This is a genomic window from Nostoc sp. LEGE 12454, assembly GCF_056620565.1.
In genome coordinates this window covers 150883-177149 of the sequence record NZ_JBWQXL010000011.1, presented here as the reverse complement: position 1 = coordinate 177149, position 26267 = coordinate 150883, and the positions used below count along the sequence as shown (strand labels likewise).

At 41.2% G+C, this 26267-nt stretch carries 22 protein-coding genes and 1 tRNA gene; 10 read left to right on the top strand and 13 right to left on the bottom strand.

The features are described 5' to 3' along the window. Positions 1-116 precede the first annotated feature (116 nt). The 4 genes from AC1F2U_RS14915 to AC1F2U_RS14900 form a co-directional block, all read right to left on the bottom strand. The gene (locus AC1F2U_RS14915; protein WP_480261847.1) at positions 117-1769 is read right to left on the bottom strand and encodes an MFS transporter; all 1653 of its coding nucleotides are present in this window, start codon (positions 1767-1769) and stop codon (positions 117-119) included. Continuing rightward, the gene (gene recO / locus AC1F2U_RS14910) at positions 1756-2745 is read right to left on the bottom strand and encodes a DNA repair protein RecO (protein ID WP_480261814.1); all 990 of its coding nucleotides are present in this window, start codon (positions 2743-2745) and stop codon (positions 1756-1758) included. Before recO ends, AC1F2U_RS14915 begins: the two co-directional genes overlap by 14 nt. 90 nt (positions 2746-2835) lie before the next feature. Then, the gene (gene deoC, locus AC1F2U_RS14905; protein WP_480261813.1) at positions 2836-3516 is read right to left on the bottom strand and encodes a deoxyribose-phosphate aldolase; all 681 of its coding nucleotides are present in this window, start codon (positions 3514-3516) and stop codon (positions 2836-2838) included. A 158-nt stretch (positions 3517-3674) separates the two neighbouring features. Next, a complete protein-coding gene (locus AC1F2U_RS14900; protein WP_480261812.1) occupies positions 3675-4853 on the bottom strand; it encodes a DNA cytosine methyltransferase in 1179 nt (392 codons plus the stop codon). A gap of 360 nt (positions 4854-5213) precedes the next feature. Here AC1F2U_RS14900 and AC1F2U_RS14895 point away from each other — a divergent pair, with 360 nt between their 5' ends. From AC1F2U_RS14895 to AC1F2U_RS14870, 6 genes are all read left to right on the top strand, one after another. Further along, positions 5214-6488, top strand: coding sequence for a glycosyltransferase family 4 protein (locus tag AC1F2U_RS14895; protein WP_480261811.1), 1275 nt, complete (start codon positions 5214-5216; stop codon positions 6486-6488). A gap of 726 nt (positions 6489-7214) precedes the next feature. Next, positions 7215-7673, top strand: coding sequence for a ribosome silencing factor (gene rsfS, locus AC1F2U_RS14890; protein WP_181928677.1), 459 nt, complete (start codon positions 7215-7217; stop codon positions 7671-7673). After that, positions 7670-8170 carry a CGLD27 family protein gene (locus AC1F2U_RS14885; RefSeq protein WP_322694231.1) on the top strand — a complete coding sequence of 167 codons (501 nt, stop codon included), beginning with the start codon at positions 7670-7672 and terminating at the stop codon, positions 8168-8170. Before rsfS ends, AC1F2U_RS14885 begins: the two co-directional genes overlap by 4 nt. 109 nt (positions 8171-8279) lie before the next feature. Beyond that, positions 8280-9233, top strand: a complete 954-nt coding sequence (locus AC1F2U_RS14880; RefSeq protein WP_480261846.1) for an asparaginase — start codon at positions 8280-8282, stop codon at positions 9231-9233. A 46-nt stretch (positions 9234-9279) separates the two neighbouring features. After that, positions 9280-9356: transfer RNA gene (locus AC1F2U_RS14875), tRNA-Met, on the top strand. Positions 9357-9459: 103 nt separating this feature from the next. Beyond that, entirely contained in the window at positions 9460-10917 is a 1458-nt protein-coding gene (locus tag AC1F2U_RS14870; RefSeq protein ID WP_480261810.1) for a YcjF family protein, read from the top strand. Between the two features lie 290 nt (positions 10918-11207). Here AC1F2U_RS14870 and AC1F2U_RS14865 read toward each other — a convergent pair whose 3' ends face one another. Further along, the gene (locus AC1F2U_RS14865; protein ID WP_480261809.1) at positions 11208-12257 is read right to left on the bottom strand and encodes a sugar transferase; all 1050 of its coding nucleotides are present in this window, start codon (positions 12255-12257) and stop codon (positions 11208-11210) included. Positions 12258-12455: 198 nt separating this feature from the next. Between AC1F2U_RS14865 and AC1F2U_RS14860 the strand changes: the two genes are divergently transcribed. After that, positions 12456-13253: a 7-carboxy-7-deazaguanine synthase QueE gene (locus AC1F2U_RS14860; RefSeq protein WP_480261808.1), complete on the top strand. Its 798-nt coding sequence runs from the start codon at positions 12456-12458 to the stop codon at positions 13251-13253. 143 nt (positions 13254-13396) lie between these two features. Here AC1F2U_RS14860 and AC1F2U_RS14855 read toward each other — a convergent pair whose 3' ends face one another. Next, positions 13397-14041 carry a DUF3318 domain-containing protein gene (locus AC1F2U_RS14855; RefSeq protein ID WP_292729213.1) on the bottom strand — a complete coding sequence of 215 codons (645 nt, stop codon included), beginning with the start codon at positions 14039-14041 and terminating at the stop codon, positions 13397-13399. Positions 14042-14118: 77 nt separating this feature from the next. Beyond that, positions 14119-14676: a hypothetical protein gene (locus tag AC1F2U_RS14850; RefSeq protein WP_094349133.1), complete on the bottom strand. Its 558-nt coding sequence runs from the start codon at positions 14674-14676 to the stop codon at positions 14119-14121. 694 nt (positions 14677-15370) lie between these two features. Between AC1F2U_RS14850 and AC1F2U_RS14845 the strand changes: the two genes are divergently transcribed. Next, a complete protein-coding gene (locus AC1F2U_RS14845; protein ID WP_480261807.1) occupies positions 15371-16297 on the top strand; it encodes a LysR family transcriptional regulator in 927 nt (308 codons plus the stop codon). A 110-nt stretch (positions 16298-16407) separates the two neighbouring features. Here AC1F2U_RS14845 and AC1F2U_RS14840 read toward each other — a convergent pair whose 3' ends face one another. Further along, a complete protein-coding gene (locus AC1F2U_RS14840) occupies positions 16408-18213 on the bottom strand; it encodes an RNA-directed DNA polymerase (RefSeq protein WP_480261806.1) in 1806 nt (601 codons plus the stop codon). Positions 18214-18495: 282 nt separating this feature from the next. On the opposite strand from AC1F2U_RS14840, the gene AC1F2U_RS14835 reads away from it, so the two are divergent. Then, positions 18496-18726, top strand: coding sequence for a type II toxin-antitoxin system HicB family antitoxin (locus tag AC1F2U_RS14835; protein WP_104899038.1), 231 nt, complete (start codon positions 18496-18498; stop codon positions 18724-18726). 28 nt (positions 18727-18754) lie between these two features. On the opposite strand, the gene AC1F2U_RS14830 is transcribed toward AC1F2U_RS14835, so the two are convergent. The 4 genes from AC1F2U_RS14830 to AC1F2U_RS14815 all read right to left on the bottom strand — a co-directional run bounded on the left by AC1F2U_RS14830 (position 18755) and on the right by AC1F2U_RS14815 (position 23358). Continuing rightward, the gene (locus AC1F2U_RS14830) at positions 18755-19372 is read right to left on the bottom strand and encodes a Uma2 family endonuclease (protein WP_480261804.1); all 618 of its coding nucleotides are present in this window, start codon (positions 19370-19372) and stop codon (positions 18755-18757) included. Between the two features lie 195 nt (positions 19373-19567). After that, positions 19568-21376: an ABC transporter ATP-binding protein gene (locus tag AC1F2U_RS14825; protein ID WP_480261845.1), complete on the bottom strand. Its 1809-nt coding sequence runs from the start codon at positions 21374-21376 to the stop codon at positions 19568-19570. Positions 21377-21581: 205 nt separating this feature from the next. Beyond that, on the bottom strand, positions 21582-22712 hold the full coding sequence (locus AC1F2U_RS14820; RefSeq protein ID WP_480261803.1) for an aldo/keto reductase: 1131 nt from the start codon (positions 22710-22712) through the stop codon (positions 21582-21584). Between the two features lie 148 nt (positions 22713-22860). Continuing rightward, positions 22861-23358 (bottom strand): bifunctional nuclease family protein, encoded by a 498-nt coding sequence (locus AC1F2U_RS14815; protein WP_190730096.1) that lies wholly within the window; start codon positions 23356-23358, stop codon positions 22861-22863. A 340-nt stretch (positions 23359-23698) separates the two neighbouring features. Between AC1F2U_RS14815 and AC1F2U_RS14810 the strand changes: the two genes are divergently transcribed. After that, positions 23699-24379, top strand: coding sequence for a riboflavin synthase (locus AC1F2U_RS14810; RefSeq protein ID WP_480261802.1), 681 nt, complete (start codon positions 23699-23701; stop codon positions 24377-24379). A 113-nt stretch (positions 24380-24492) separates the two neighbouring features. Here the strand turns inward: AC1F2U_RS14810 and AC1F2U_RS14805 are convergent, their stop codons facing one another. Beyond that, complete coding sequence (locus tag AC1F2U_RS14805) at positions 24493-26076, bottom strand: M23 family metallopeptidase (protein WP_480261801.1); 1584 nt, start codon at positions 26074-26076, stop codon at positions 24493-24495. Positions 26077-26267 lie beyond the last annotated feature (191 nt).

Below are 26267 nucleotides of genomic sequence, written 5' to 3'. Positions count from 1 at the left end.
TATCCGGCAAGTATGTGATAAATTTTCACTGGCAACAGTTTACCACGAACACAAAAGCTTTAAGTAAATTATTAATTACGTCAAGGTAATGAATAATAACTACTGTTAGCTGATAACTACTTGTGTGAGTTATACCAGGTTAATATACCTCCTGAAAAGACGATCGCAGCTAATCCCAAAAAAACTACCTGTAATCCCAGAAAGGTTTCTGCGACACCAGCTAATGCTAAAGGTAATGAAAGGGCAATATTAATTACATTGTTCTGCAAGCCAAAAACTTTACCACGCATTTCTGGAGGTGTTTCTGTTTGGATGGCAGTTTGCATGGGAATTCCCACTAGTGCCCCAAAGATGCCCACTAGCGCTACCAGCAACAAGACGAGCCACAGTTGAGTTGTAAATACTGACAGACCAATCAGGGATGCGGCCATACCCATACATCCGCACAGACTTAGCTGAGTATAGGAGAAGCGTTGACCAAATTGACCGAGAATTGTTGCTCCAGCCGCGATGCCAACACCACCAGCTGCTAGTAAAAAGCCGAACTGGGAGGCTTTCATATTGGGAATTATTTCTGCCATCCGAACAGCTAGAACAGTTAATGCTGCAAAGACAGAAAACAAGATAATCAGTTGAAGCAAAGCATTGCGGACGCGATGATTTGCTTTGAGATAGGCAAAACCGTCTCGCAAGTCAGAGAATACGTGAGGGAATTCTGTATCGGGGTGGTGGTGTTTTTCCTTAGTTGCCAGGAGGAACAAAATTATTCCAGCGATCGCATAACTGCCACCTACTAAAAGTTCTTTGCCCAAACTACCACTACCACCAATTTGCAGCCAAAGTCCATCAGCGATCGCTAACAATGGTTCCCCAACAGCAAACCCAACAATCACCGATGCCATCATCGTTGTTGTGTAAAGCGAATTAGCCGAGAGTAAATGCTGTTCTTCAACAATTAAGGGAATTGCCGCCTGTTCTGCCGGGGCAAAAAACTGCGTCAAAGTCGAAACTAAAAAAGTCACACCCAAGATAATTACAAAACCCACTGGCAGCAATCCTATGGGTTTCCAATCATGAGTCAACCACAGCATGAAGGGAATTGACAAAACCAGAATGCCGCGCCAAATATTTGTTGCTACCAGTACAGCCTTTTTCGACCAGCGATCGACAAACACGCCAGCAACGGAACCAAACAATACGGCTGGAATAGTAAAAGCCATCATCAAGACTGATACCCAACCACTAATACTCTGATTGCTTCCTTGAAACTGAGTATTAATCAAGGCAATCATCAGCACCAAATAAACTTTATCTGCTAGTTGAGAGAAAACTTGACCGCCCCAAAGAGCCAAGAAATTAGGGTTTTTTAATACAGGTAAAAATCCTAGCTGTTTTACATTCCCTGCAATAGCTTCTCCATCTGAACCAGACCCATCTAATTTCGGTAATTCTTTTTCTGGTATAGTGGCTACTGGCAAATTTTGCCCATTGCTAGCGCCGTTACTATCTACCTCAGCAGTGGTTAATTTGTCCTCTGATTGTTTTTCGGATTGGCTTGGAAGATCAGTTTTTGGGATCTCCGTTGTCCAACTTTGATCGTTTTTAGAAACGTCTTTTGGGGACATTTCTTGGCCATTTATTTGACTAGGTGTACACTTGGAAACGGCACTCAAGTGATTCCTGACTGTAGGATCTGATACTCTATTCTGTTTTTTGGCGAGGCTAGGTGACAAAGGCAGGACTTTTTTATCCAAATCAGACGGTTGCATCATGGTTGGCAGCAAAATAAGAGTCGATCAAGGTAGCAGAGCGAATAGGGCGACCTAATTGATACTGAGCATACTGGCGCAAAATCTGCTCAACAGATAACCAGTTACGATCTCTAGCACCATCAATTTGCATTATCTCTGGTTGTGACAGATGTTGAAGCAAAGCTAGTTCCATAGCACCCAAACGACTAGAAATCACGGGTATTTCTTGCTGATGCACAACAATTGTTTGGGTATTGGGGAGCCAGTACGTTGCGGAGGTTCCCTCCGTTGAAGCAACTGGCGGCATTTCGGATGGGGCATTGGGCATAGGGTATTGGTTATTAATCTTCCCCCGCTCCCCTGCTCCCCTGCTCCTCTGCCCGTCTGCCCTCATCTCCCCCTCTTTTCGTAAACGTTCCCTAGCTTCTAAGGAAACCGTTCCACCCGCAGGGATGCTAAATCCTACTTGCCAGTTGGGGTCTGTGAAGTCTGGCTTAAGGGAACGTTGAGATAGGCAGCAGATTTGCACTTGTGGCGTCAGTCCTGCTAAGGCTAAAAGGTGAAATACACCATGAGCCAGATGAGCCAAAACACCAAATGGATTTGCACTAGACACCGCCTCTAAGCGATGGAGATGTTCATTGAACAAATCATAAAGTTCTTCTTGGGGTTGTTCGCTCAAAGCTTCACACAGAACTATTTCTGCTAAATATTGACTGGCAGCCAGTTTTCCCAAATCTTTAGCTAAACCAGGATAAGTTTTTAAAGTCTGTGCTTGAGTAATTTTATCAAGCGATCGCCCTTTAGCAATCAATAGTTCATTGACAACAAACATTCCACTCCTACCGCCCAGGCTGGAGTTGTGCTTACGTGACCCTGGAGCCACGGCTCGAATTAGACCGAATTCTCGTGTCAAAATCGTCACTATTTTATCCGATTCTCCTAGCGCCTGGGTTTTAAGATTAATACCAGTTGCTTTATAGGTTCTACTCATTAGTCATTAGTCACTAGTCATTAGTAGTTATTAATCATTGCTCATGGGTCATTAGCTTAGGACAAATGACAAATGACAAAGGACAAATGACTATTCACCCTTTCCCAGGTTATCGCGCTGACGGATCAAATCCATACCGCGAGATGTGCCTAATCTAGTAGCACCCGCTACGATTAAGTCTAGGGCTTGATTGATAGTGTGAATACCACCTGAAGCCTTAATTCCCACCTTTTCTTTTGCCAATTCCTGCAAAAGTCGTACATCTGCCACAGTTGCACCACCATTCCAACCTGTACTAGTTTTCAAGAATGCTGCTCCCGCCTCCATAGCTATTTCAGCAGCTATTTTTTTCTCTGCATCTGTCAACAGGTTAGTTTCCAAAATAACCTTGACTGTTTGCCCAGTCTCTTCACAAATTTCGGCAATCTCTCGGTGGACTTCTTCAGTTTTGCCAGCTTTCAACCAGCCTAAGTTCATGACTACATCCAACTCAGTGGCCCCACTATCCGCCGCTTCTTGAGCTTCATACAGTTTCACTGCTGAAGTCGTTGCACCAGAAGGAAAGCCTATCACCGTACAAACTTTCGGGTTTTTACCGTGGAGGAGTTCGACTGCTTGCTTGACATTAGCGGGGAACAGACAAACCGCCGCAAAGTTGAATCTATATGCTTCTTCACACCATTGCTCAACCTGCTCTGGAGTAGCTGTTGGCATTAACAGGGAGTGATCTATGAATGGCGCAATATCAATATCTGGATAGTCTGCTGCCATCGTGTCTTCTGCCAGTGATTGATTATTAAACTTTATAAAAAATTAAAACATTTCTTATATATATATTAAACCACATTTATTACGAGTTTCTCCTGAAAACAAGCTGCTGAATTGTCTTTACAGATATCCCAGGATTACTACAAGTGTTTAAGTTCACGCTAAGTAGTAGTAATACTGGGAATATCAACAGGGTTTTTTGCACTATTTCCTAAGAAGTTAATAATACTTTGAGCCAATGCCTGCGATGCCAAATATGGGACACCATTACCAATAGTTTTAAACATATTAGTGAGTGACATATTTTCTGGAAGTACAAAATTTGCAGGCAAAGATTGGATAGCTAAAGCTTCTGCTACAGAAATCCGCCGGACTTTGTAAGGATGTAAATGTACTTCATTATTTCCATAGCAAGCTGTCGGAGAGTAACGCCATCTATGCAGACGTTTGAAAGACTTTTTAGAATCATCCCCTTCATCAATATCAGCAAATTTTGTGATACCTGCCCTTGGTTGAAAACAGTTTTTAGTATTGGGATGTTTCAGAACATTATTTTTTCTAAACCAGTATTCAACTGTTAATTCTTCAGGTATGCCATCAGGACAAGGTATTAAAGAATTTTCTTGGAATGGCTCACTCTTACACCAGTGGTAAGCAAAAACTTTTTCTTGAGGATATAAAATATAATTATTCCAAGGAAAATATGCCTCATTTAGTAACTTTTCACTACCGATTTTGATTCCTATATCTTGAAGAAAATTCTTTTTGAAACCAATTAAAATAATTCTTTCTCTATCCTGGGGTACGCCATATTCGATAGCATTAATTAATCGTTCTGTTAATATATATCCTGATTCCTGCAATTTTTGCTTGAGGGATTCAAAAAATAAACGGTGTTTTGTCGTCTTCCACAAACCTTTAACATTCTCAAATAAAAAGAAGTCGGGAATATTTCGGCAAATTAATTCAATATATGAAGCGGAAAGCTTACCGTTCTCTCCCAAACCTCCTCTATTTTTTCCACCAATAGAAAAATCAGGGCAGGGAGGCCCGCCAATGAAACCAATTATATTATGAGATTTGCGGCAGTTTTTGACTAATTCCTGAAGGAGTTGTGCTTCTTTTTCGACAATAAGTTTTGTTACATCTGCTGCTTCACCGTGATGATATCCATATTCAGGCGATCGCATTTTTAGAACTTCTCGTGAATGGCGATAGGCAGCGAGAAATGGGGCGAAGATTTCATTGACATAAACAATATTAAAACCGCTGGTTTCAAAACCTAAATCGAGGAAACCTGAGCCAGCAAAAAAAGAGAAAATACAAGGGCGATCGCTCATTGAATTACTAGTACGATCAAAAAGTATTATTAATATTCAGATTCTAGGAAAATGGTTTATGTACGTAACTTATACTAACTATCCCAATTTTGATTTAAGGGTCTGCAAAAACTAATACACTTAGGGTTTCTACGTAAGTACCAATCAAAAAATAACAATTGAAAAACTGTTTAAATAGTCAAAAAATTTTACACTCTCTCTAAGTATTACATCTTAAAGTTTACTCAATCTTTAAATAAAATACCTGACAGAAAAAGAGTCTGGAGTCACAATTAAATATAGGGGTTTCCAAGCCCAAAGATATTTCAGACAAATATTTGTCATTAAATAAAAAACCGGGGTACTTCGGACTAAATTTTTATGCGGATTTTAATTTACTCCTACAACTACTATCCAGAACCGATTGGTATTGCCCCACTAATGACTGAATTAGCAGAGGGACTAGTGAAACGTGGGCATGAAGTACGTGTAGTCACCGCTATGCCCAACTACCCTGAGCGGCAAATTTACCAGGAATATCGGGGTAAATGGTATGTCAACGAATACAAAAATGGCGTTCAAATTCAACGCAGTTACGTTTGGATTCGTCCACAACCCAACCTTTTAGATAGGGTGTTATTAGATGCTAGTTTCGTTGTCACTAGCTTTGTACCCGCCCTTATTGGTTGGCGCCCAGATGTGATTCTCTCAACATCGCCATCTTTGCCAAGCTGTGTACCAGTTGCTCTTTTAGGATGGTTACGTGCTTGTCCTGTAATTTTAAATTTACAAGATATCTTACCAGAAGCAGCCGTCCATGTCGGTCTATTGAAAAATAAATTACTTATCCGGTTGTTTACATTATTGGAAAAATTTGCTTACCGCACTGCCACTAAAATTAGCGTCATTGCCGATGGGTTTGTGGAAAATTTGCGATCTAAAGGCGTAGAAGCTGACAAAATTGTGCAAATTCCCAACTGGGTTGATGTAAATTTTATCCGCCCTTTGCCTAAAGAGGATAACCCTTTCCGCACAGCACATAATCTAAACGGCAAATTTGTAGTACTGTATTCTGGTAACATTGCCCTAACCCAAGGCTTAGAAAGCGTCGTCAAAGCTGCTTCTGCCTTGCGCCATATCCCAGATATTGTCTTTGTCATCGTTGGAGAGGCAAAAGGTCTACAGCGATTGCAACAGGAATGTCTAGACTGCGGTGCAGATAATGTTTTGTTACTGCCATTTCAACCCCGCAAAGATTTACCACAGATGTTAGCAGCTGCGGATGTTGGTTTAGTGGTACAAAAGAAAAATGTTGTATCCTTCAATATGCCGTCAAAAATTCAAGTGTTACTTGCTAGTGGAGGGGCCTTAGTTGCTTCTGTACCCGATAATGGTACGGCAGCAAGAGCCATTAGGCAAAGTGGCGGCGGAGTTATCGTTCCTCCAGAAGATCCCCAAGCTTTAGCGATGGCTATTTTAGATTTGTACCAAAACCCCGAAAAAGTCAAAACTCTGGGTTACAAAAGTCGCCAATATGCCGTTGAGCAATATGCTTTTGAGCAAGCTTTAAATCAGTATGAGTCCTTGTGTTACTCATTGACAGCAGAACGTAGAGCAATTCAATCTAGAGGCATAGTTACGAAACAAGAAGTTTAATTTTTGCTGTAAAGTTATGTTACATCTGTAGAAATTACGATTATGCCCTGATGTCTAAGTATTAAGAGATTTTAAGAGTAATTAATTTTACTATTAAAAATATAGCAATACACAAGCAGGTTGTCAGGTGGATTGTTGAACTAAAAATCTCACGGCTCACTTCATTCAATAGACCTCTTGCAAAAGTCCCTAACACCCCTCCCCAAAGCATCGGGGAGAGGAGCGCTTGCTTTACTCAAATGCGGGATGGGGTTATTTATTTTTGATTTCTGCAAGAGGTCTAACCCGTGAGTTAGTGCTTATGAAGTATGTATTGATACTTGTTTTTGTGCGCATATAATAAATCGGACTTTTGCTAGACCTGTAATTAGTGTGCTGTGTTGTATCGTAATTTTTAGCAGACAGTATAAAGCATAAATGTGTAGTTACCTGCAAATTACTAGCTTTAGATTACATATTATGCTGTTTGATTAATCTGCAATTATTTTCGCTGTCAATTCCTGCTGGAAAGCTATTGGTTGATTTATCGCTGCACAGTAACCATCAGCTTTTCAGCTGTTGCGGATATCGAAATCTAAACAGCCAATTATCAAACTAATCCCATAGACACCTGTTTTTTTGTTAGTATTCAAAAAAACCTATTGACACATTTGTCAGATCAATTGTTCGTTGTTTGTAAGTAAATGTCAACAATTGTTTCAAAAGGAAGAAAGCACCTGAGGTTTAATGACTGATTATTTCCAAGGAAATTTCCCATTGCAATCTGTCCCACTGACGAAGAGTGCGGTAATAAGCCACGGCCAAACCGAAGAGGCAAGCGAAAAATTAGCTGCAACGATCGCTGTTGCAGCATCAGATCGCAAAGCAGGTGAGATTCTATTGCTCAAAGTAGCAGAGGTATCCTACCTGGCGGATTACTTTGTGATGATGACTGGCTATTCTAAGGTACAGGTAAGGGCGATCGCTCAAGCAATTGAAGGAAAAGTCGAAACTGAGTTGCAACGCCGTCCCTTAAGGACAGAAGGAAAAGTCGAGGGCAGTTGGGTACTACAAGATTACGGTGATGTGATCGTTCATATCATGATGCCCAAGGAACGGGAGTTTTATAATTTAGAAGCGTTCTGGATTCATGCAGAACGTATTTCCCTTCCAGAATCTGATGAAGGTGAGGGTAAGCCAACATGATTAGGTCTTCGGTTTCTAATTGCCCAGTTCCTACAGACCAACAACCACTCAATGAATACGAAGAGTTAAAAACTTCCTGGCTTTTTCGTGATACCACTTTACATTGGCGCGAGTATATCACGAAACTTGTTTGGATTTGGGGTTTATCTTGGCTCTTCGCAGGGCCTATAGCTGCGGCAAGTTTTCCTCCTCACAAGTATATTGCACATTTTATTCTCTGTGGTGCAGCAGGAGCCAGTGTCGGGTTAGTGCTGATACTGGTAAGGTTATACTTAGGCTGGTTCTACGTGTGCGATCGCCTTTGTAGTCCCACAGTATTTTATGAAGAGTCCGGCTGGTACGACGGTCAAACTTGGACAAAGCCACAGGAAGTCCTTAACCGCGATCGCTTAATTGTCTCATACGAAATCAAACCCATTCTGCGGCGGTTACAATTTACCTTCGCTGGCTTGGCGGGAATGTACGTTATTGGTACTATAGGTTGGCATTTGTTTTAAAACGTCATTGGTCATTGGTCATTGGTCATTGGTCATTAGTCATTAGCTAAGGACTAATTACCAATGACCAATGACTAAATTAATTAAAAAAGGTGATAAATATAAACCCATGACAATGGGAAAACGAACTCAAGCCACAGCACTGGAAGTCCGGTTGCTGCGGGAAGGTATTATTGAATCCAGGCATATAGTCCAAGCTGTTGTCTGCGACGAACGAGGACGGGTTCTAACCGTTGCTGGAAATTCTGAAACTGCTGCATTTATCCGTTCAGCCCTCAAACCATTTCAGGCACTTGCAGTAACTACCACAGGTACGCTGGAACGCTATCAACTCAGCGATCGCGACTTAGCAATTATCACAAGTTCCCATAAAGGAAAAATCGATCAAGTCCGACAGGTATTTAACATCCTTTGGCGGGCCGATCTCGATCCAACTATACTCCAGTGTCCAATTCCTGAAGGCAAACGGAGTCCTCTGGAATACAATTGCTCTGGAAAACATGCGGGCATGTTAGCTGTTTGTCAGCAACGCCATTGGCCCTTGAATAACTATTTGGATCGCAAGCACCCAATACAACAGTTAATTTTGGGCAAAGTAGCAGAGTTGCTGCGAATGCCAGCCGCAGAATTTATCAGCGCTCATGACGACTGTGGCGCACCAACTTATCTAATGCAACTCGGTCACATGGCATCTTTGTATGCACTGCTAGCCTCTAGTACCAACTTGGATATGGAGCGCATTGTTCGTGCTATGACTCATCACCCCGCAATGGTAGCAGGAGATGGAGAATTTGATACGGAACTGATGCGTTTAACTCCAGGAGAACTAGTCAGTAAAACTGGTGCCGAAGGAGTGCAGTGCATTGGTAGACTCGGTGAAGGCTTGGGATTAGCAATCAAAGTCATGGATGGGGCAAAACGAGCAAAATATGCCGTTGCTATTCACTTACTCCAGCAAATGGGGTGGATTAGTCCCAGCGCCGCCGAAAGCCTCTCAGAAAAGTTTGTCACCTTGGGAAAATACAAGCGTTTAGAAGTAATTGGAGAATTATCGTTTTTGTAGTTGCCAAACTCTTGACTATAGGTTACTATAAATAAGTCGAGAGCAACGCGGGATAGAGCAGCCTGGTAGCTCGTCGGGCTCATAACCCGAAGGTCAGTGGTTCAAATCCACTTCCCGCCACCAAATAAAATATAAAACAAAACCCTACAATCAGTAAAGATTGCAGGGTTTTGTTTTATTTTGATCTATTCTGGAAGAAATAGCCATCCAAAAAGCGCGGAGAATCATGGTTGTGAAGTTGCAGCGACCAATTTTAGTGGGAGGATTGGGACTTTCCTTTTCCCTGTGGATGTTGGACAGTTGGCACGATTCTATAGTGCAGGTGGGTGAGTTTGGTTTGTTGAGTGCCTTAGCTGTAGGCGGTGGTTTGTGGTTATTCCAGCAAAATCGCCCCAAACACAGTTTGGAGCAGCTAGATGGTATGGTGGTGGATCGGGCGACTGTGGAAAGTGCGATCGCTAAAACTGAAACTGTAATTAACCAACTAGCACAAGAAGCAGAAAATCATCCAGCCTTAGAGACACTCAGAGAACAAGTTGCTCAATTGTTGCTGGAATTAGATAGACAAAAAATTAAAGTAGCTGTGACTGGCGGTAAATCCGTGGGTAAGAGCACTTTAATTCAAGTGCTAGAGCAAAATCTAGAGACACAAAATTTCGTATCTCTACAAGAGACACCACCTTTATTTAGAGAAGTAGGTGAAAATTCAGATGCGGCTATTTTAGCAGAAGTAGCAAAATCTGATTTTGTTCTATTTCTGACAAACGGTGATTTGACAGACTCAGAATTTAAAACCTTACAGCAGCTAAAGGCTGCAAATCAGCCTACCATGCTGGTTTTCAATAAACAAGACCAGTATTTAACCGATGAAAGCGCCAACATCTTGCTGTCATTGAAACAGCGGATGCAGGGAAGTGTAGTTGCAACTGCGGCCTCTCCCATTGCCATCAAAGTCCGAAAGCATGAGGCTGATGGTTCTGTGCAAGAGTGGATGGAACAACCAGCAGCAGATATCCAGCAGTTAACACAGCAGTTAGATGAAGTTTTGGCACCGCAAAGACAACGGCTAGTTTGGGTGACAACCATGAGAAAAGCCGGGTTGTTGAAAGCTGAGGCGAAAAATTGGCTGAATGGAACCAGACGCGATCGCGCCACTCCAATTATTGAACAATATCAGTGGATAGCTGCTGCCGCTGCCTTTGCTAACCCAGTACCAGCCTTTGATATTCTGGCAACTGCGGCAATTAATGGTCAAATGGTAATGGATTTGGGTAATATCTATCAGCAAAAATTTTCCCTAGAACAGGCACAAACCGTAGCTGGAACAATGGGAAGTTTAATGCTGAAATTGGGTTTAGTTGAACTTTCTACAAAGGCTATTAGTACTGTTCTGAAAAGTAATGCCGTTACCTTTGTTGCTGGTGGCGTAGTGCAGGGAGTAAGTGCAGCTTATCTAACTAGAGTCGCAGGGTTAAGTCTAGTTGAGTATTTCCAACAGCAGGAAATAGCCATAGATTCTGGGACTGGTTTGAATTTGGAGAATTTGCGGCAAACATTGCAAAAGGTCTTTCAGCAAAATCAGCAGATTGGTTTTTTGCAGGGGTTTGTTAAGCAAGGCATGAAGCGTTTGTTGCCAGAGGTGCAGCAGGTTGAAGTAGTTAGTGTTCAGAAGGCAATGGGATAATCTCATACACAGGATTACCAAATTTGGGATTTTGGATTGAATGATTCAAAATCCCAAATTTGTTTCAATCCCTGATTTTAATAGTGGATAAAAAGACATAAACATCTTTGTTTGAATCAACAGGGTTCATCTCTGGGATCGGTCTAAAATCTCAAATCTAAACTTAGCTGACACTTGCGTGCTGTTGTAAGTAAACCTAAAATTTACCCAAGCCTAAAATAGGCTTGGGTGTATTTAAGAATATCGTGAGAGTTGCGAGTTCTCAAAAAATTGTGAATAAGGATAATTAGCTAAACAGCACCACTGTTTCTATTAAACAGAATAGCTATAGTTTTGAAAATTAGCTTTAAATCGTACAGTAAACTCCAATTTTTTTGATACTGCAAATCCAGACGAATTACATCTTCAAAACTACGGACTGTAGAACGTCCATTTACTTGCCATTCGCCAGTCATGCCGGGTTTTACATCTAAACGTTGCCACTCTGGTACTTCATAGCGTTCCACTTCATCGGGTGTAGGTGGTCGAGTGCCTACTAAACTCATCTCTCCTTTGAGGACGTTCCAAAATTGGGGTAATTCATCAAGACTAGTTCGCCGTAAAAAGCGCCCTACCTTAGTAATTCTAGGGTCATTTTCATTCTTGAAAAAAGCACCTTGCACTTGGTTCTTGACTTCGGATTTCTTCGCTTCCGCATCCACACACATAGAGCGGAATTTCCAAATCTTAAACCGCTTACCCATCCAACCACAACGAATTTGACTAAAGAAAATGGGTCCGGGATCGTTAATTTGAATAGCGATCGCAATTGGAATAAACAATATTCCTGTAATTAATAAACCAATCACCGATCCGATTATATCTAAGAACCGTTTCATCCAAGATGCCATAGAAGGGTGAGTAGTGGGCAACTGCTCTACTTTACGGGAAGTTGTCTTCCGATTATCTATTAGGTCATCTGGTTCTATTAACGACCCATCCCCCACAAGCTCTAGAGGAAAAACCTGATCCAACCCTGTGAGTTTTAGGACTGCCATGACTTGAGGTGTTACATTCCGCAGTGTTAATGTAATCTCCTTAGTCTGAGCATATTTAAAATTACTTACCAGGGCACCTAAACCACTACTATCCATAAAAGTAGTTTGGTGAAAGTCAATGATGATTTGCTTGGGATGTGAATTGGGCCCAATTAAGCCTTGGCAGGTTTGCTTAAAGCCTAAAGCCTCCAGCACGCTCAACCGCGTCGGCACCTGCACTATAGCTATGTCGTTTAGGTAATTAACTGGAAAATCGACCTCTGTCGGTTGGCTAGTCATGAAGCTGTGCACTTTCGTTGCCATGTATAATGTAATCTGCCAAACATTACTTTGTCCTACAAAATTACTGAACCTAATATCGGAATTAGTGGTAATCAGGACTAACTGCTATTTTCCGAGGCTGAGATTGGAGATCGCTAGCGACGATTCACAATAGAACAAGAAGCCAAAAAACATCCTTGCTGTTGTGCCGACGCAGCGCGATCGCGTTGCTCTCATCAAATGATTGCTAAAAATACGGTTACACCTACCGCACGCCTGATTGAGGTCTTTTCTGCCATTCAAGGGGAAGGACTGAATGTAGGGACACGTCAGATATTTATTCGTTTTGCTTTGTGTGATTTGCGCTGTCACTTTTGTGATAGTGCCCACACTTGGAATGCACCTACAACTTGTCGGATAGAGCGATCGCCTGGATTGCGCGACTTTGAAATTCACTCTAACCCTGTCCCATTACCCATATTAATCAAATGGGTGGAACAGCAAAATCTGCCTTGTCTACACGATAGCATTAGCTTAACAGGCGGCGAACCACTTCTTCATGCCTCATTTCTAACGCAGTTTCTACCCCAAGTGCGAGCCATAACTGGTCTACCTATATACTTAGAAACCGGCGGACATCGCCCAGAACAACTAGCAATGATTATCCCATACTTAGACTCTGTAGGTATGGATTTCAAATTGCCCAGTGTTAGCGGCGAAAGTCATTGGCAAGAACATAGTAAATTTCTCCAGTTATGTCATGACTCATATTTAAATGTTTTTGTCAAGATAATTGTGTCTCAAAACACAGATCCCGCCGAGTTGGAACGTTCAGCTTCGTTGGTGGCAGAGGTTAGTCCAGATATCCCAGTATTTTTACAACCTGTTACGCCTTTGGCAGTATCAGAACAATTTTCTCCAGTACCTGTACTTGCGCCTTCCAGCGATCGAGTTTTGATGTGGCAAGCTTTGATGAAGAGGTTTGTCAAGCACGTGCGCGTGATCCCCCAGACACATAAAATGCTGAACCAGTTGTAAAATTTTAGTTTGATAAAGATGTAGTCAAGAAAAAAGTAAGATTGTATGAAATGGTGATTGGGCTGTTGCCTCTAATTAATTAGGAAGGCAGCAGCCCAATTACTAACAGCAGGGCTGATTTATTCCATTTCAAATAGAATTTACTATAGTGCGCCCTCATCTGGAGCTTTGGATTTAGCTTTTGCCTTATTGGCACTGCGTTTGAGGGCAGAGAGTCTTGCTTCGTATCTCGATCGTTGGCGCTTACTAGGAGTATTATCAATCAGGGTTTTCAAGGCGCTACCGAGACTCTTGTAGGCATTGGGGAGGCTATAACCAAAACGAGTTGCTAAAGCGATCGCTTTCTCATCAGCATTGAGCAATTCTCTTAGTTGCTTTTCCCCATTATTCTTTTGGTACAGTCGCCAGCCTGACACGCCACAAAGCGACAAAGCTAACACCAGCAGCAATCCATCTTGTACCCACAATTCCCCTACAGCACCACCTAAACCAATGGCTAGTGCTGCCATTTCCCAACCATCTTTAGGAATTGTGTCATTTTGAACGCGAGCAACCTCATGCCAGAACAGCAGATTACGCTGATCCATTGCGAGGGCATCCCATTTCACCAAATCAATTTGAATTTCTACCTGGTCTTTCCCAATTTCTTCGCAGCGAACCAGGGGTGGATTGACCTCAGTTGTGCCTTCAACCGTGACCCAGCTTTGCAGTTCTGGCGGTAGTAAGGCTTTTAACCGCCGGAGTTCGCTCATTTCCGCTTTGGCAGAGGAGGTTGCATAGGATGTCATAATATCCAGCCCCAGAAAATTTCAGTATATAGTGAGGGTATCACTTTGGAGTATAGCTATTTAAGTAACGATCCGTCTCACTCACTAGGAAAAGTTCCTCGCTTTTTTCGTGCTTCCATTGCTTTTTCTAGTAAATCTAACAATCCTGGGGCTTCTTCTTGGATACTGAGTAATAGTCTTTCCCCAAGTTCTATATTCCCCGGATCGAGGCCTGTTGCCATCACTTCTGTCAAGCGAGGTATTGCTATGCCATCCACAATCTGAATTAATCCACTCAGACAACGGTGAAATTGTTTTTCTGTAAGAATCGAGTCTTCTAAAGGAAACTCAATAATGGCACGAATTTCACCATCGGATGGGTCATACTCCCATTGCAACATTTTGGTTTCCCAGGAAATGGCAAGCATTGTTTGGAGGATAGCTGCTTTGTGAGGATGGTCTTGGATTCCTCCCAGAACTTGAGGGGCAAATACCCGGAAAAATTTTCCTTCTTCATCCAGTTGGACAACTATTAGGAAATCTTCTAGATTATCAGCCTCTACACCTGTTATAATTCGGTCTTCTTCATCATCAAAACGGTAGTCCCAACCAAGGTTGTCTAAATAGTTGGCAATCTGTTTGAGGTTAGCTCCCATAAAAGCCTCATAAGGAACGTGGAGCAGTTGTTACCAGACCTAGTTTAACCTGCTAGAGGTAGTTGTTTGGGTTGGTGTGGATACTTCTAATCCCATAGAAGTATGCAATTAAGGTATTGGGCACGGGTTCTGGGGCATGGTGCATTCAAGATGAGAAAAATAGATGATCGGTCGGCGCTATGAATGATATTTTTTGAATGACTGTTGCTCATTATTTAAGAAGCAATAATTACTATTTTTCAAATCTTCGCCAGTGAAATATATAGTACTAATTTGCTTAAACTTTAATATTATTTTCTAGTTTGAATGAATATCTTGTTATATCAAGTATGGTGGCAGGATTTGTAATCAAACTTGAAAGCTGAAGCCAAGTTTAAATAATTTATACATAGGAGCTGAGGCTTTTGAGAATAGACGTAAAGACTTCAAATACTGCTTTTAAAAGCGAATAAATATAGCATAGAAGCTGATACAGTTTTATATTACAAGCAACAATTTTTTTTTGCGGAATGATTGTAGTGAACAATACATTTTTGAGCGTCGAGTATCAATGAAATTTATGCGTAAATCAGCATTAATTATAGCGATCGCACCTCTAATTTTTGTTATAATTTTTCTAAAACCTCTGCGCTACTTTGCGCCTCTTTGCGTTTATATATTTATAAATAATTGAAACTTATAAAATATCAAAAAAATGGAATTGCGACATCTGCGCTACTTTATTGCTGTAGCTGAAGAACTGCACTTCAGTAGAGCCGCCGAGCGACTGCACATCGCTCAACCGCCCTTAAGTCAGCAAATTCAGCAATTAGAGGCGCAATTGGGGGTAGAACTGTTTCATCGCAAAACCAAACGACAGGTGCAGCTAACAGAAGCAGGGGAAGTTTTTTTGCAAGAGTCTTATCAACTTTTAGCTCAACTCCAAAAAGCAATTGAGCTAACCCAAAAAACGGGAAGAGGTGAAAAGGGACAATTACGAATTGGGTTTACCAGTTTGGTAACTTACGATTTGCTTCCTGTGATTTTGCGGCGGTTTAGAGAACAGTTTCCAGAAGTAGAGTTGGTATTGCAAGAATTAACCACAGCTCAGCAGGAGCAAGCGCTACAGAATCGGCACATCCATGTAGGTTTTGCCCATCCACCTTTAGAAGACAACACACTCAATCAAGAGTGCATTCAGCAAGAAGCGTTAATTGTCGCTATGTTAGAAACTCATACCTTAGCTGAACAAGAAAAGATTTCAGTGCGATCGCTAGTAAACGAAAACTTTATCATGTTCCCTCGCCATTTGGGGCCCGGACTTTACGACCAAATCCTAAGTCTTTGTCAGCAAGGAGACTTCAGCCCAAAAGTGACTCAAGAAGCGATTCAGATGCAGACGATTATCGGATTGGTTTCAGCGGCAATGGGGGTTGCGATCGCACCGTCTTCATTGCAAAATCTTCAGAGAACTGGTGTAGTTTATCGTACTCTAGAGGAGAAAACACCGTTAGTAGAAACGGCTATAGTGTGGCGGGAAGAGGATATGACACCTGTACTAAAGGAATTTCTACAAGTTGTCAGAAGTATCTACGTTTACAAGAGCGCTCGCTTTTTATCAGATTTAGGGAGGGTTAACTAGCACCATAGTGATTTTATCTAAGTTGATAGGGGATGGTGGGGGCGATCAGAACTAATCATGCTTTGTGAAATTAGAGATGATTAGCAGTCATTTAATTATGAAGCACACAATTAATAAACGTATGTCTCAAGCCAATTTAAGTACCAAGGATCGTTGATGTATTCAAAAACTTTTTTCTTTACAATTTCATCTGATTTTAAATGTTCTGAGGATAAACAAGCCAACAGGATTAAATATTTTGCAAGTGGATAAGGATTTTGTTTAGTTTTGGGGAATAGGTAAGCATTTAAATCAAAAGATAATTTTTCTTGCTTCCCAAGATATCTGATATTGTTTGCTACTGAGCCTGAATCTTCTAGTCCAGAAGATGTTTCCTCATCTAACATTTTTTGGCATAAATCATATCTGTAAAAAATAATTCTTGGAATTACAGATATTATTTGTCTTCTCAAAAATGGATCGTGTATCCAAAGCGATTTATTACTTTGTATTAAAGATAGGATTTCTTGAGGTTTACCATACTTTGCCATAAACCATACTGTGCAATAGTAATCAAATGGTTTTTTATTTTTCTTTAATATTGAGTAAATTTTATTAATAATTTCTTTACAATATTGATTATTTGGAATAGACCAATCAGTTAAAAGTTTTACGATGTAGAACAGAGTCACATCATCATATACTTTTAAATTTTCTAATATTTCTATAACTACTATTGAAGTTTCATCAGAAAAACCTAACAATGATAAATAGTAAATTATATTGCTTCTAATGCTAGGATTTTTTAAAAATAATTCTTTTATATTATCTAATAATATATTAGATTTTAGTTTGCCTGCTGTTGTGAAAAAACGTTTAGTAACTTTATCCCAACTTTTTAAATTACTAAACTCTTGATGTTTTTTAAATTTTTCATAAAGTTGATAAACTATTTTATTATATTTAATTGTATCAGTTTCATTTGTATTTATTGAATCCAAAAACTTATTTTCTCTAACCAAAAAATGTCTTTCAACTTCTTCAGGATTATATATATTAGTCTTCCCAAGATTTAACGCTAGTCCTCTACTTTTTAACACATCATTTATTATTCCTAATGTTTCGCAAGCTTCTTCAAAAGAGTTAACGCCGAAGTTAATATCATCCATCCAGCGAACAAAATTACCATCTGTTCTGGATTGAATAACTTCATCAACCTCAAATAATAATGCATGAGCTAATAATCTTGCTGCTTCTAGATTGATAGTTGGTAATCCTTTCAATGATGATGGTAAGTAGTCTGGATTCCATGAAAGTTGTTCAATTATAGTAAATAAAAGATCCAAAACAACTTCGGGTGTTTCAATCTGACTAGAAATTATATGACGTAGTTCTCTAAGTCCAATACTGTCATAATAGTTAGCAATATCAGTAACTGCCAAAAAACTACAATTACTACCAAATTTCCAAATTTCTTTTTGAAATTTTTTCCACTGTATATGCCAGGGATAATCCCGTAAATTTCTGAATTCGTGTGGTAATTTAAGAGTGTGTTTATCTCTAGAATAATAAGCTTGTTTACTAGGTTGAGAATTTAATAGCTTTTCTTGCAGACTTTTTTCAACGATAGTCTGTAGAACAAGTGCATCAGATGGACACGGTAACATTATATGCCTGCATACACCATACTTTTTTTCTAATTTATAAATTAGGGGAGATTTAGCACGATATTGACCACTAAGAATTTGTTGTTGGATAAAGGCACTACGTTCCTTAATATTGATGTTAAAGTCATAATAATCATGTAAATCACTAATGTCTTGCGACCGTAATTGTTGACGAACTACATTACGCCAAACTTCTACTAGATTAGTCTCAGAAAAAATTTCTTGTAAATCTTTTACTCTTTGAAGATGAAATCTTTCTGTAGTTTTCATATAATTTACAGCAAGAAAGTTTTGTAAGTTAATTAGATAAAAATTTTTACAAAGGAGCTTTGCATAGCCTAAATTTAAGCAAAGGCATTATGGTAGCAAAGCTTCCTTAATAACCTAAAATATGCATTAGTAACAAAAGTTACTTTAAGTTATGGGAATTTCCTGTTGACTGGCTCACTCTGCCTCATGTTTTCACGCTGAAGCAGTGCGTCCAAACTTAATTCTGTCAGGTTAACACCTGCTCAGTTTTATAAGCAACAATGATTGTACGGAGAATAAAGAATGAACGATCGCTACAGTATGGTAATTCAATGGTCAGATGAAGATAATTGCTACTTAGTACACTTACCGGAATTCCCTTGGCAGCAATTCCACACTCATGGTAAAAGTTATGAAGAAGCAGCTAAACACGGGCAAGAAGTAATTGAATCTCTGATTGAATGGTATGAAGAGCAAGGAAAACCTTTGCCAGAGCCAATTACTTTTCCTCAAAAACCGTTAAAAGTGGCTTAAATATTTTTAAGATACAGTGCATCGCACCTTACCCCAATTCCTCAACATCAGCACTTTCCCCTTCAAACTCAACAGGCTCAAACTTCACCTTGTTGTATAAATCTTGTAAAGTAATCTCAAAAGGTACGGTTACAAGTGCGATCGCTTCATCTTCTTCATCATATTCACGAAGCGTCCATTGCTTTTTCCCAGTTTTGGAAAATTGATCTACATGAATCTGAGTTTGGTCAATTAATAGGTATTCTTGGAAAGTGGAAATAGTTCGATAAGCCTGAAATTTATCTTCGCGATCGTAGTTTTTAGTAGATTTAGACAAAACCTCAACAATAACTTGGGGATTTGTAATAATATCTGTACGATTGTTGAAAAATTCTGGTTCACCAACTATTACTGTCACATCTGGATACGTGTAGATACGCTTTTGGTTTATCCACAGACGCATATCGCTATTAAACACTTCGTACTCTTGTTGTCTGAACGCGAAGTTTAACACAGCATAGAAATTACCAGCTATACGATTGTGATTTATTGTTCCACCTGCCATAGGAATTATTTGCCCATCAATGTATTCACTTTTGTAGTCAGCAGTTTCTTCTAGCTCTAAATATTCCTCTGGGGTATAGTATCGCTGTTTTGTTATTTGCATAATTTGATCGGGTAGCAATGTTTAACGATACGGAGTGTCTAGTGACCCATATTTACTGAACAGTTTAACGTGATTAGATAGAGATGTTATGTGCTTTCTACAAAGTGAGCGTAGGCGCAGCCCGCACTTCGACAAAGCTTAGTGACCACCGTAGGCATTGCTATCTAAATTCACAAAGTCTACTAGCTTCTTTTCCTATTGATAACCAGCTGCTTGTAACAGAAACAACTTGGCATAACGTCCTCCTAGCTGTAACAAATCTTCGTGAGTTCCCTGTTCTATAACTTCCCCGTTTTCTATAACTAGAATTTTGTCAGCCATTCGTACTGTTGAGAAGCGATGAGAAATCAAAAGTACCATCTGATTTTGAGTAATAGCGCGAAAATGATTGAAAATCTCAAATTCAGCTTGGGCATCTATTGCTGATGTTGGTTCATCTAACACCAAGATATCTGCTTGCGATCGCATAAAAGCACGAGACAGTGCAATCTTCTGCCACTGTCCCCCAGAAAGTTCTTGTCCTCCCTTAAACCAACGACCAAGTTGAGTCTGAAAGCTTTGGGGTAATTGGTCAATAAAAGATTGGGCCATGCCTTTTTCAGCAGCACTTTTCCATTGAGTTTTGTTTTCGAGATGTTCTACATCGCCCACGCCAATATTCTCCCCCACAGTGAACTGGTAGCGGACAAAGTTCTGAAAAATCACACCAATACGACGCCGCAACACATCCACATCCCATTCCTGCAAATCCAAGCCATCTAAGAAAATTCGCCCAGAGTCTGGGGTGTAAAGTCGGGTAAGTAGTTTGATTAAAGTAGTCTTACCGGAACCGTTTTCACCGACAATTGCCAGTTTCTCTCTGGGTTTGAGATGTAGCGAAATGTTTCTCAATGCTGGCTTGGAACTTCCTGGATAAGTAAATGAGACGTTCTCAAAACGGATACCATCTTGGGGATTTAAACCAATGGTTGCCTTACCCCAAGATTTTGGTACTTCTTCTTCCAGAAAATCATAGAGATTTGATAGATATAGGTTATCCTCATACATCCCTCCAATAGAAGTGAGGGCATTGGAAAAAGTAGATTGTCCTTGGCGAAAAACGGTGAGATACATTGTCATATCTCCCAAAGAAATCTTACCTAACACTGTTTCCAACACAATCCAAGCATAAGCTAGGTAAAAAGCACCAGTACTGACTAAACCCAGGAGATACCCCCACAATCCTCGCCGGAGAGTTAAATCGCGGTCTTCGCCATAAAGTTGCTCAAACAGGTTGCGGTAACGTCCTAGCAACATCTCTCCCAGTTGGTAGAGTTTGACTTCTGTGACAAAATCTTCTCTTGCTAGCAGATTTTCTAAGTAGTGCTGTTGACGAGTTTCTGCTGCACGCCAACTAAACAAGCGAAAGCCTTCTCCGGCAAACTTTGTTTCAGAAATAAATACAGGCATAGCTGCCAAAACCAGCACCACCACTGCCCAACCTGAGAAATTTACTAGCAAAATACCGTAGGTGAACAGGGAAAGACCATTTTGCACCAATCCAAAGGTGCGGTTTACTAACGAAAGGGGACGAACTGATGCTTCTCGTCGGGCATTAGTTAATTTGTCATAAAATTCTGAGTCTTCAAACTGCCTAAGATCGAGTGTCAGCGCCTTTTCTAAGATGAGTACATTTACTCGCTGACCCATTAGCGCCCGCAATAACGACTGACAAATAGTGATTCCCCGCTGACTCCCTGCTAGTAAAATTACAGCGATCGCTTCTAATCCTACATAAGATAGGGAAGGATAAATATTGACAAAACCATTGCTTTGTGAGTTAACTTGAGAGGCAAGTACCACTGCATCCACAATTAACTTACTGATGTAAGATATTGCCGCGGGTAAAAGACCAGCAACTATTGTTAAACTAGCCAGAAGAATAGTAAGCGATCGGCTAGTAGTCCATACTAAGTTTACAGCCCGTCCACTGTAGCGGAAAACCGTCAGTGATTGGCGTAGGATATTTCTTTTTTTTTAATTTTCATCTTTTTTGGTGAGACACCCCAGCTTGGGCGGATCTTCCTAACTCTCTTAATCTTTATATAATTTTAACAATAAACAACTCAGAACTCAGGAGCTAGAATGACGAGTATGCGACTGGGTGGTGAATACCATACTGAAGTTAACGGATATTCTGACTCCTGAATTCTGACTCCTGTTTACATTTTTATCCCCACAATCTCCTACCTGCTTTCCCATTTAATTTTTGGTGAGTATCTTTTAACAAAGCTGGAATATCTAACTTTTCTGGACAGCGAGGCAAACAATCACCGCATTCTGTACAACGGTTGCCTTTCATTCCAGGGAACCAGTGACCGGCATTTTCAAACATTCCGTAACGATATTGGCCATAGTCTTTCATGTTGTATGCTACGGCAAGATTACGTAACCGCAATACCTCTGGAATATTGATATTTTCTGGACAAGGTAAACAAGCATAACACTGACTACAATTATCAGTTTCTAAAGCAAGTTTTTGATGATTTTCTAACCGCCAGAAAGTGGAAATTTCTGCTGATGTTAACTCTCCATCATGGTCAGCAATTTGCAAAGGTTCTCTTAATTCCTCTGGGTTAGCTGGCCCTATACTCAAAGTAGTAATACGGTGATTAGCAAGTAAAAACCGATAATTCAGTTCTAAGGGTGAATACGGGTAACATAGGTCTTTTAGAGTTTGTGGTGGTGTGTAGAGGCGTCCTCCCTTATCAGCAGGGGAAATAATGAAAATGCCCATATCCTTTTCGGCAGCTAGTTGAATTGCTGGTGCGTGCCGTTGGAAGAAATAGTAATAATGCAGATTGACAAATTCAAATAAATCTGTATTGATTGCTGCCTGAATTACCTCTAATGATCCGTGCGTGGAAAAACCAACGTGTCGTACTCGGCCATCAGCAACTGCTTCCTCTACTGCTTGCATACAGCCATTTTTGGCTTGCACCCACTCTAAATGTTGCCAAGTGTTCAAACCATGAACGCCTAAGCAATCTAAATAATCTAGCTGTAATCGTTCTAGAGATTCGTCGATGCACCGACGCATGGTGTCAGTATCTGCTGTAGCTGAGATTTTGGTAGTGACATAAAGCTTCGTTCGGGGTACTGACAACCCAGCTTTTAGCGCTCTACCAAGATACTCCTCGCTTTTGCCATAACCTCTGGCGGTTTCTAGATGATTAATTCCTAGCGCTAAGGCTTGTTCGATCGTCTGGTGAGCATTTTCAAAATCAGCCAGGTAGCGCATCGTTCCCAAGGAAAAAACCGAGAGGCGCAGATTCGTTTTTCCAAAGCGTCGGTATTGCATTTTTAACAAAGAGTTCAGAGTTAGGAGTTATAAGTTAGGAGTTGAAGGAAGTAAATCATAGCTCTTAACTCCTAACTTTTTTTGCTTACAAGTTAGGAGTTGAAGCAAAATAACTCATAACTCCTAACTCATAACTCATAACTTTAATTTAGCTGTCGTCATTACCAAAGCGCTTGATCAAATCTTCAGGACGGAGATTAGAAATAAATTCACGGAAGGCTTGCTGTTCGGCTTCATCTGCATCGCGATCTACAGGGATAGAAGCATCGGCAATGACTTCTTCCATTACCCAAATGGGAGTATTTGTACGGAGGGCAATAGCGATCGCATCGCTAGGACGCGCGTCAATTTCTTTTTTGACTTCGCCTTGCTGGACAATTAAAGCTGCATAAAATGTATCCTTTTGCAGGGAATGAATAATCACCTTTTCTAGAGTCATGTTCCAAGTCTCTAAAATATTCACAATCAGGTCGTGAGTTAAGGGTCTAGGAGGCTTCTGATTCTCCAGTGCGCCCATAATTGCCCTAGCCTGTTCCTGACCAATGTAAATTGGCAAAGCCCGCCGATCTGAAGAATCTTTCAAAAGGACGATCGGGCTGCGGGTTATGGCATCTAATGCTATGCCAGCGACTTTCATTTCAATCATTGCCTAAGCCTCTACAATGCTTTGAGAGCCTTTGATAGCGTGTAACAAATAACACCACTTTTTAGGCGGTTTGGTGACAGTAATAAACATAAGCATTCGTTCTCTATAATTGCTTCTATTAAACTCCGAACTTGTGGTGAAAACCAGAGTAAGTCAAATTGGTCTTCTTAAAGAATAACCTTCTTAACCAAGTATGCCTTGTGAAGGATGCTAATGTGTTAATATTCCTATCCTAAAAAAAGTCAGAAAATATACTTGGATGTTCGAGATTTCTGTGACAATTACCAATTGACTTCAGGCAAAATTAGGCAATAAATAGAGTTAGTTTGACAAAAAAGCCGTGTTTACAGGATTAATCCAAGCATTAGGAACGATGGAACCCTTAGGGGGCGATTCTTGGCAAATTACTTGTGTAAGTCAGTCGGGTGAAGTAATTATGCAAGATTTGGCTTATGGTGACAGTGTTGCTGTCGATGGTGTTTGCCTGACAGTAGAACAAGTTTTAAAAGACGGGTTTATTGCCACGGCTTCACCAGAAACTCTACGCCGCACGACGTTGGGAGGTGAGCAAACCCAACAGAGATATGTCAATTTAGAAGCGTCGCTCAAGGTAGGCAGCAAAGTTGGCGGTCATTTTGTGATGGGTCATGTAGACGGCATCGGTCGATTGCTAGTGGCAGAACAAACGGCTACTTCTTGGGAAATGACCTTTATTGCTTCCGTTGCGATCGCACGGTACATTGTCCCCAAAGGTAGCATTGCCGTCAATGGCATCAGCCTCACAGTCGCCGATTATGAGCCAGAACTCTCCCAATTCAAAGTAGCGGTAATTCCCCTGACATACAGCGAGACAAATCTTCGCTATTTGGTTTCTGGCAGTTTAGTGAATCTAGAAGGGGATATTCTCGGCAAATACGTCGAAAAATTCCTTTATTCTGGCAACCCCCACACCAGAGCTAATGATGACAATAGTATAGATGGCATTACACCCGCATTCCTAGCAGAACACGGGTATTTGTAATTTAGGAATGGGGATAGAGAGTGGGGAGCAGGGTATTAAGAATGGGGTATGGAGCATTAGTTATTCCTCCCCCTGTTCCCCTGTTCCCCTGCTCTCCTGCCCCTCAGCTTCTTCTAGCTGCCTGGTTGCTGGCTTACCTGGGCGGTTTGCAAGCCTCGCACTAATTGGCTGAGGGCACTTTGTAATTCCACGCCTGGGTCAGAAGCAACCCACCCATCTTGTGTCAGGTGGCGGACTTCAAAGTGTAAGTGAGGACCTGTGGAGTTCCCAGTACTGCCAACTCGCCCGATGACAGTTCCAGGTTGTACCCACTGACCGGGTTGAACGAGGATTTCTGACATGTGACCGTAGAGAGTTTGTTCAGCGGATTTGTGATTCAGGATCACGGTTAAACCATAACCACCCACCCAGTTAGCAGTTTCCACTTGACCCGCAGCAGCAGCCAAAACTGGTGTTCCCGTAGGCGCACCCAAGTCTGTACCAGCATGAAAGCGTTGATTACCTGTGATTGGATGAATTCGCCAACCAAACAAAGAAGTAATGGGAGCGGGAATAGACAGGGGATACATCATTCCCGTACCACTATATGCAACTCTCCCCATGTAGGGAATTTGCGGCAATACTGATGCCAGTGAGAAATCGTAAGCTACGTTGCTGGGGCGGGGTGCAATGTTACCATCTGCCATTGGTGGCGGTAAAGTACCACCACTCGGTGCAATAGGAGTTGCACTAACTCTTGTAGGACTGAATTCAGCGGGAGTCGGGATAAACCGATTCGAGCGAAATGCGCTCTTGGTGACACCGCTAGAACCACTTTGAGTTGGAGTAGCACGCCATCTGCTGGTGTTGCCAGTAGAAGATGCAATCTGCCGCACGGGTGGAACTACTGGTAATTGGGCGTTTTGACTTCTTCTGAGCCAATTAGGTGCTGGTTTAGCATTAGAATCAGCTACACTCCTTTGGGGTACTTTGGCGCAAACGCCGCCTAATACACTTTGCCCTGATGGCAAAGTGGCTCGACAACCACTGGAGCGTTCTGTAAGAATTACAGAGTTTGGTGCTTGATAAGTACCTGTGGCACCACTGTCATAACTATTAGGATCGATATAAGCGTTATTATAATCCTTGGTTTTCTCCGCCCTTGCACTGACAGGGCTATTAGAGTTATTTGATGGTTGAGCAACTTCTGGAAGTTTTTCAGGTGCATAGCGGAAAGGGGTATTGGGTTTTTCCTGTCTAACCCTTACAGGAGTAACCTGGGAGGCTTCTACTTTGGGCTTTGACTGTCTGATAATCACAACAGGTTCAGCTGCTTCGATTTTGGGTGTAGACTGCCTAACTGGCTCTTTTGATTGAGCAACCTCTGGCTTGCCTAATCTCTGTCTGAGTCTGGCTCGCCGTTGGGAAAATTCCGGTTGCGCTTGAGCGGCTTGCGGCGACGCAACAGCCTGTTTTTTATAAGTCGAGGCTTTAACTGGATTTGTAACTGCTGTTGGTTGAGAACTTTCAACAGTGGGAACGATGTTGTCTATTTGTGCTTCCGTTTGGGCAAACACGAAGCCACCGCTAAGGAGGCTAACGCTACTCAGCCAACAGAGGCTCTGAGCTGGTAGCGTTGAGGCAAAACGTTTTTTTGTCAGACTTTGCTGCCATAAGTAATGCAAACGATAAGGGGCAGAATTTTTGCGCTGCGTCATTTGTTCTCTCAGTTGTGTGTAATTAGCCTAAAGAGATGATGCTAGTGGTTTGTCTTGCCCAAAGAGCGAAATTTTGAACAAACCTCAAATTTAAACGGAAGATTTATGGTACCCATTTGTTCTCTCAGTTGTGTGTAATTAGCCTAAAGAGATGATGCTAGTGGTTTGTCTTGCCCAAAGAGCGAAATTTT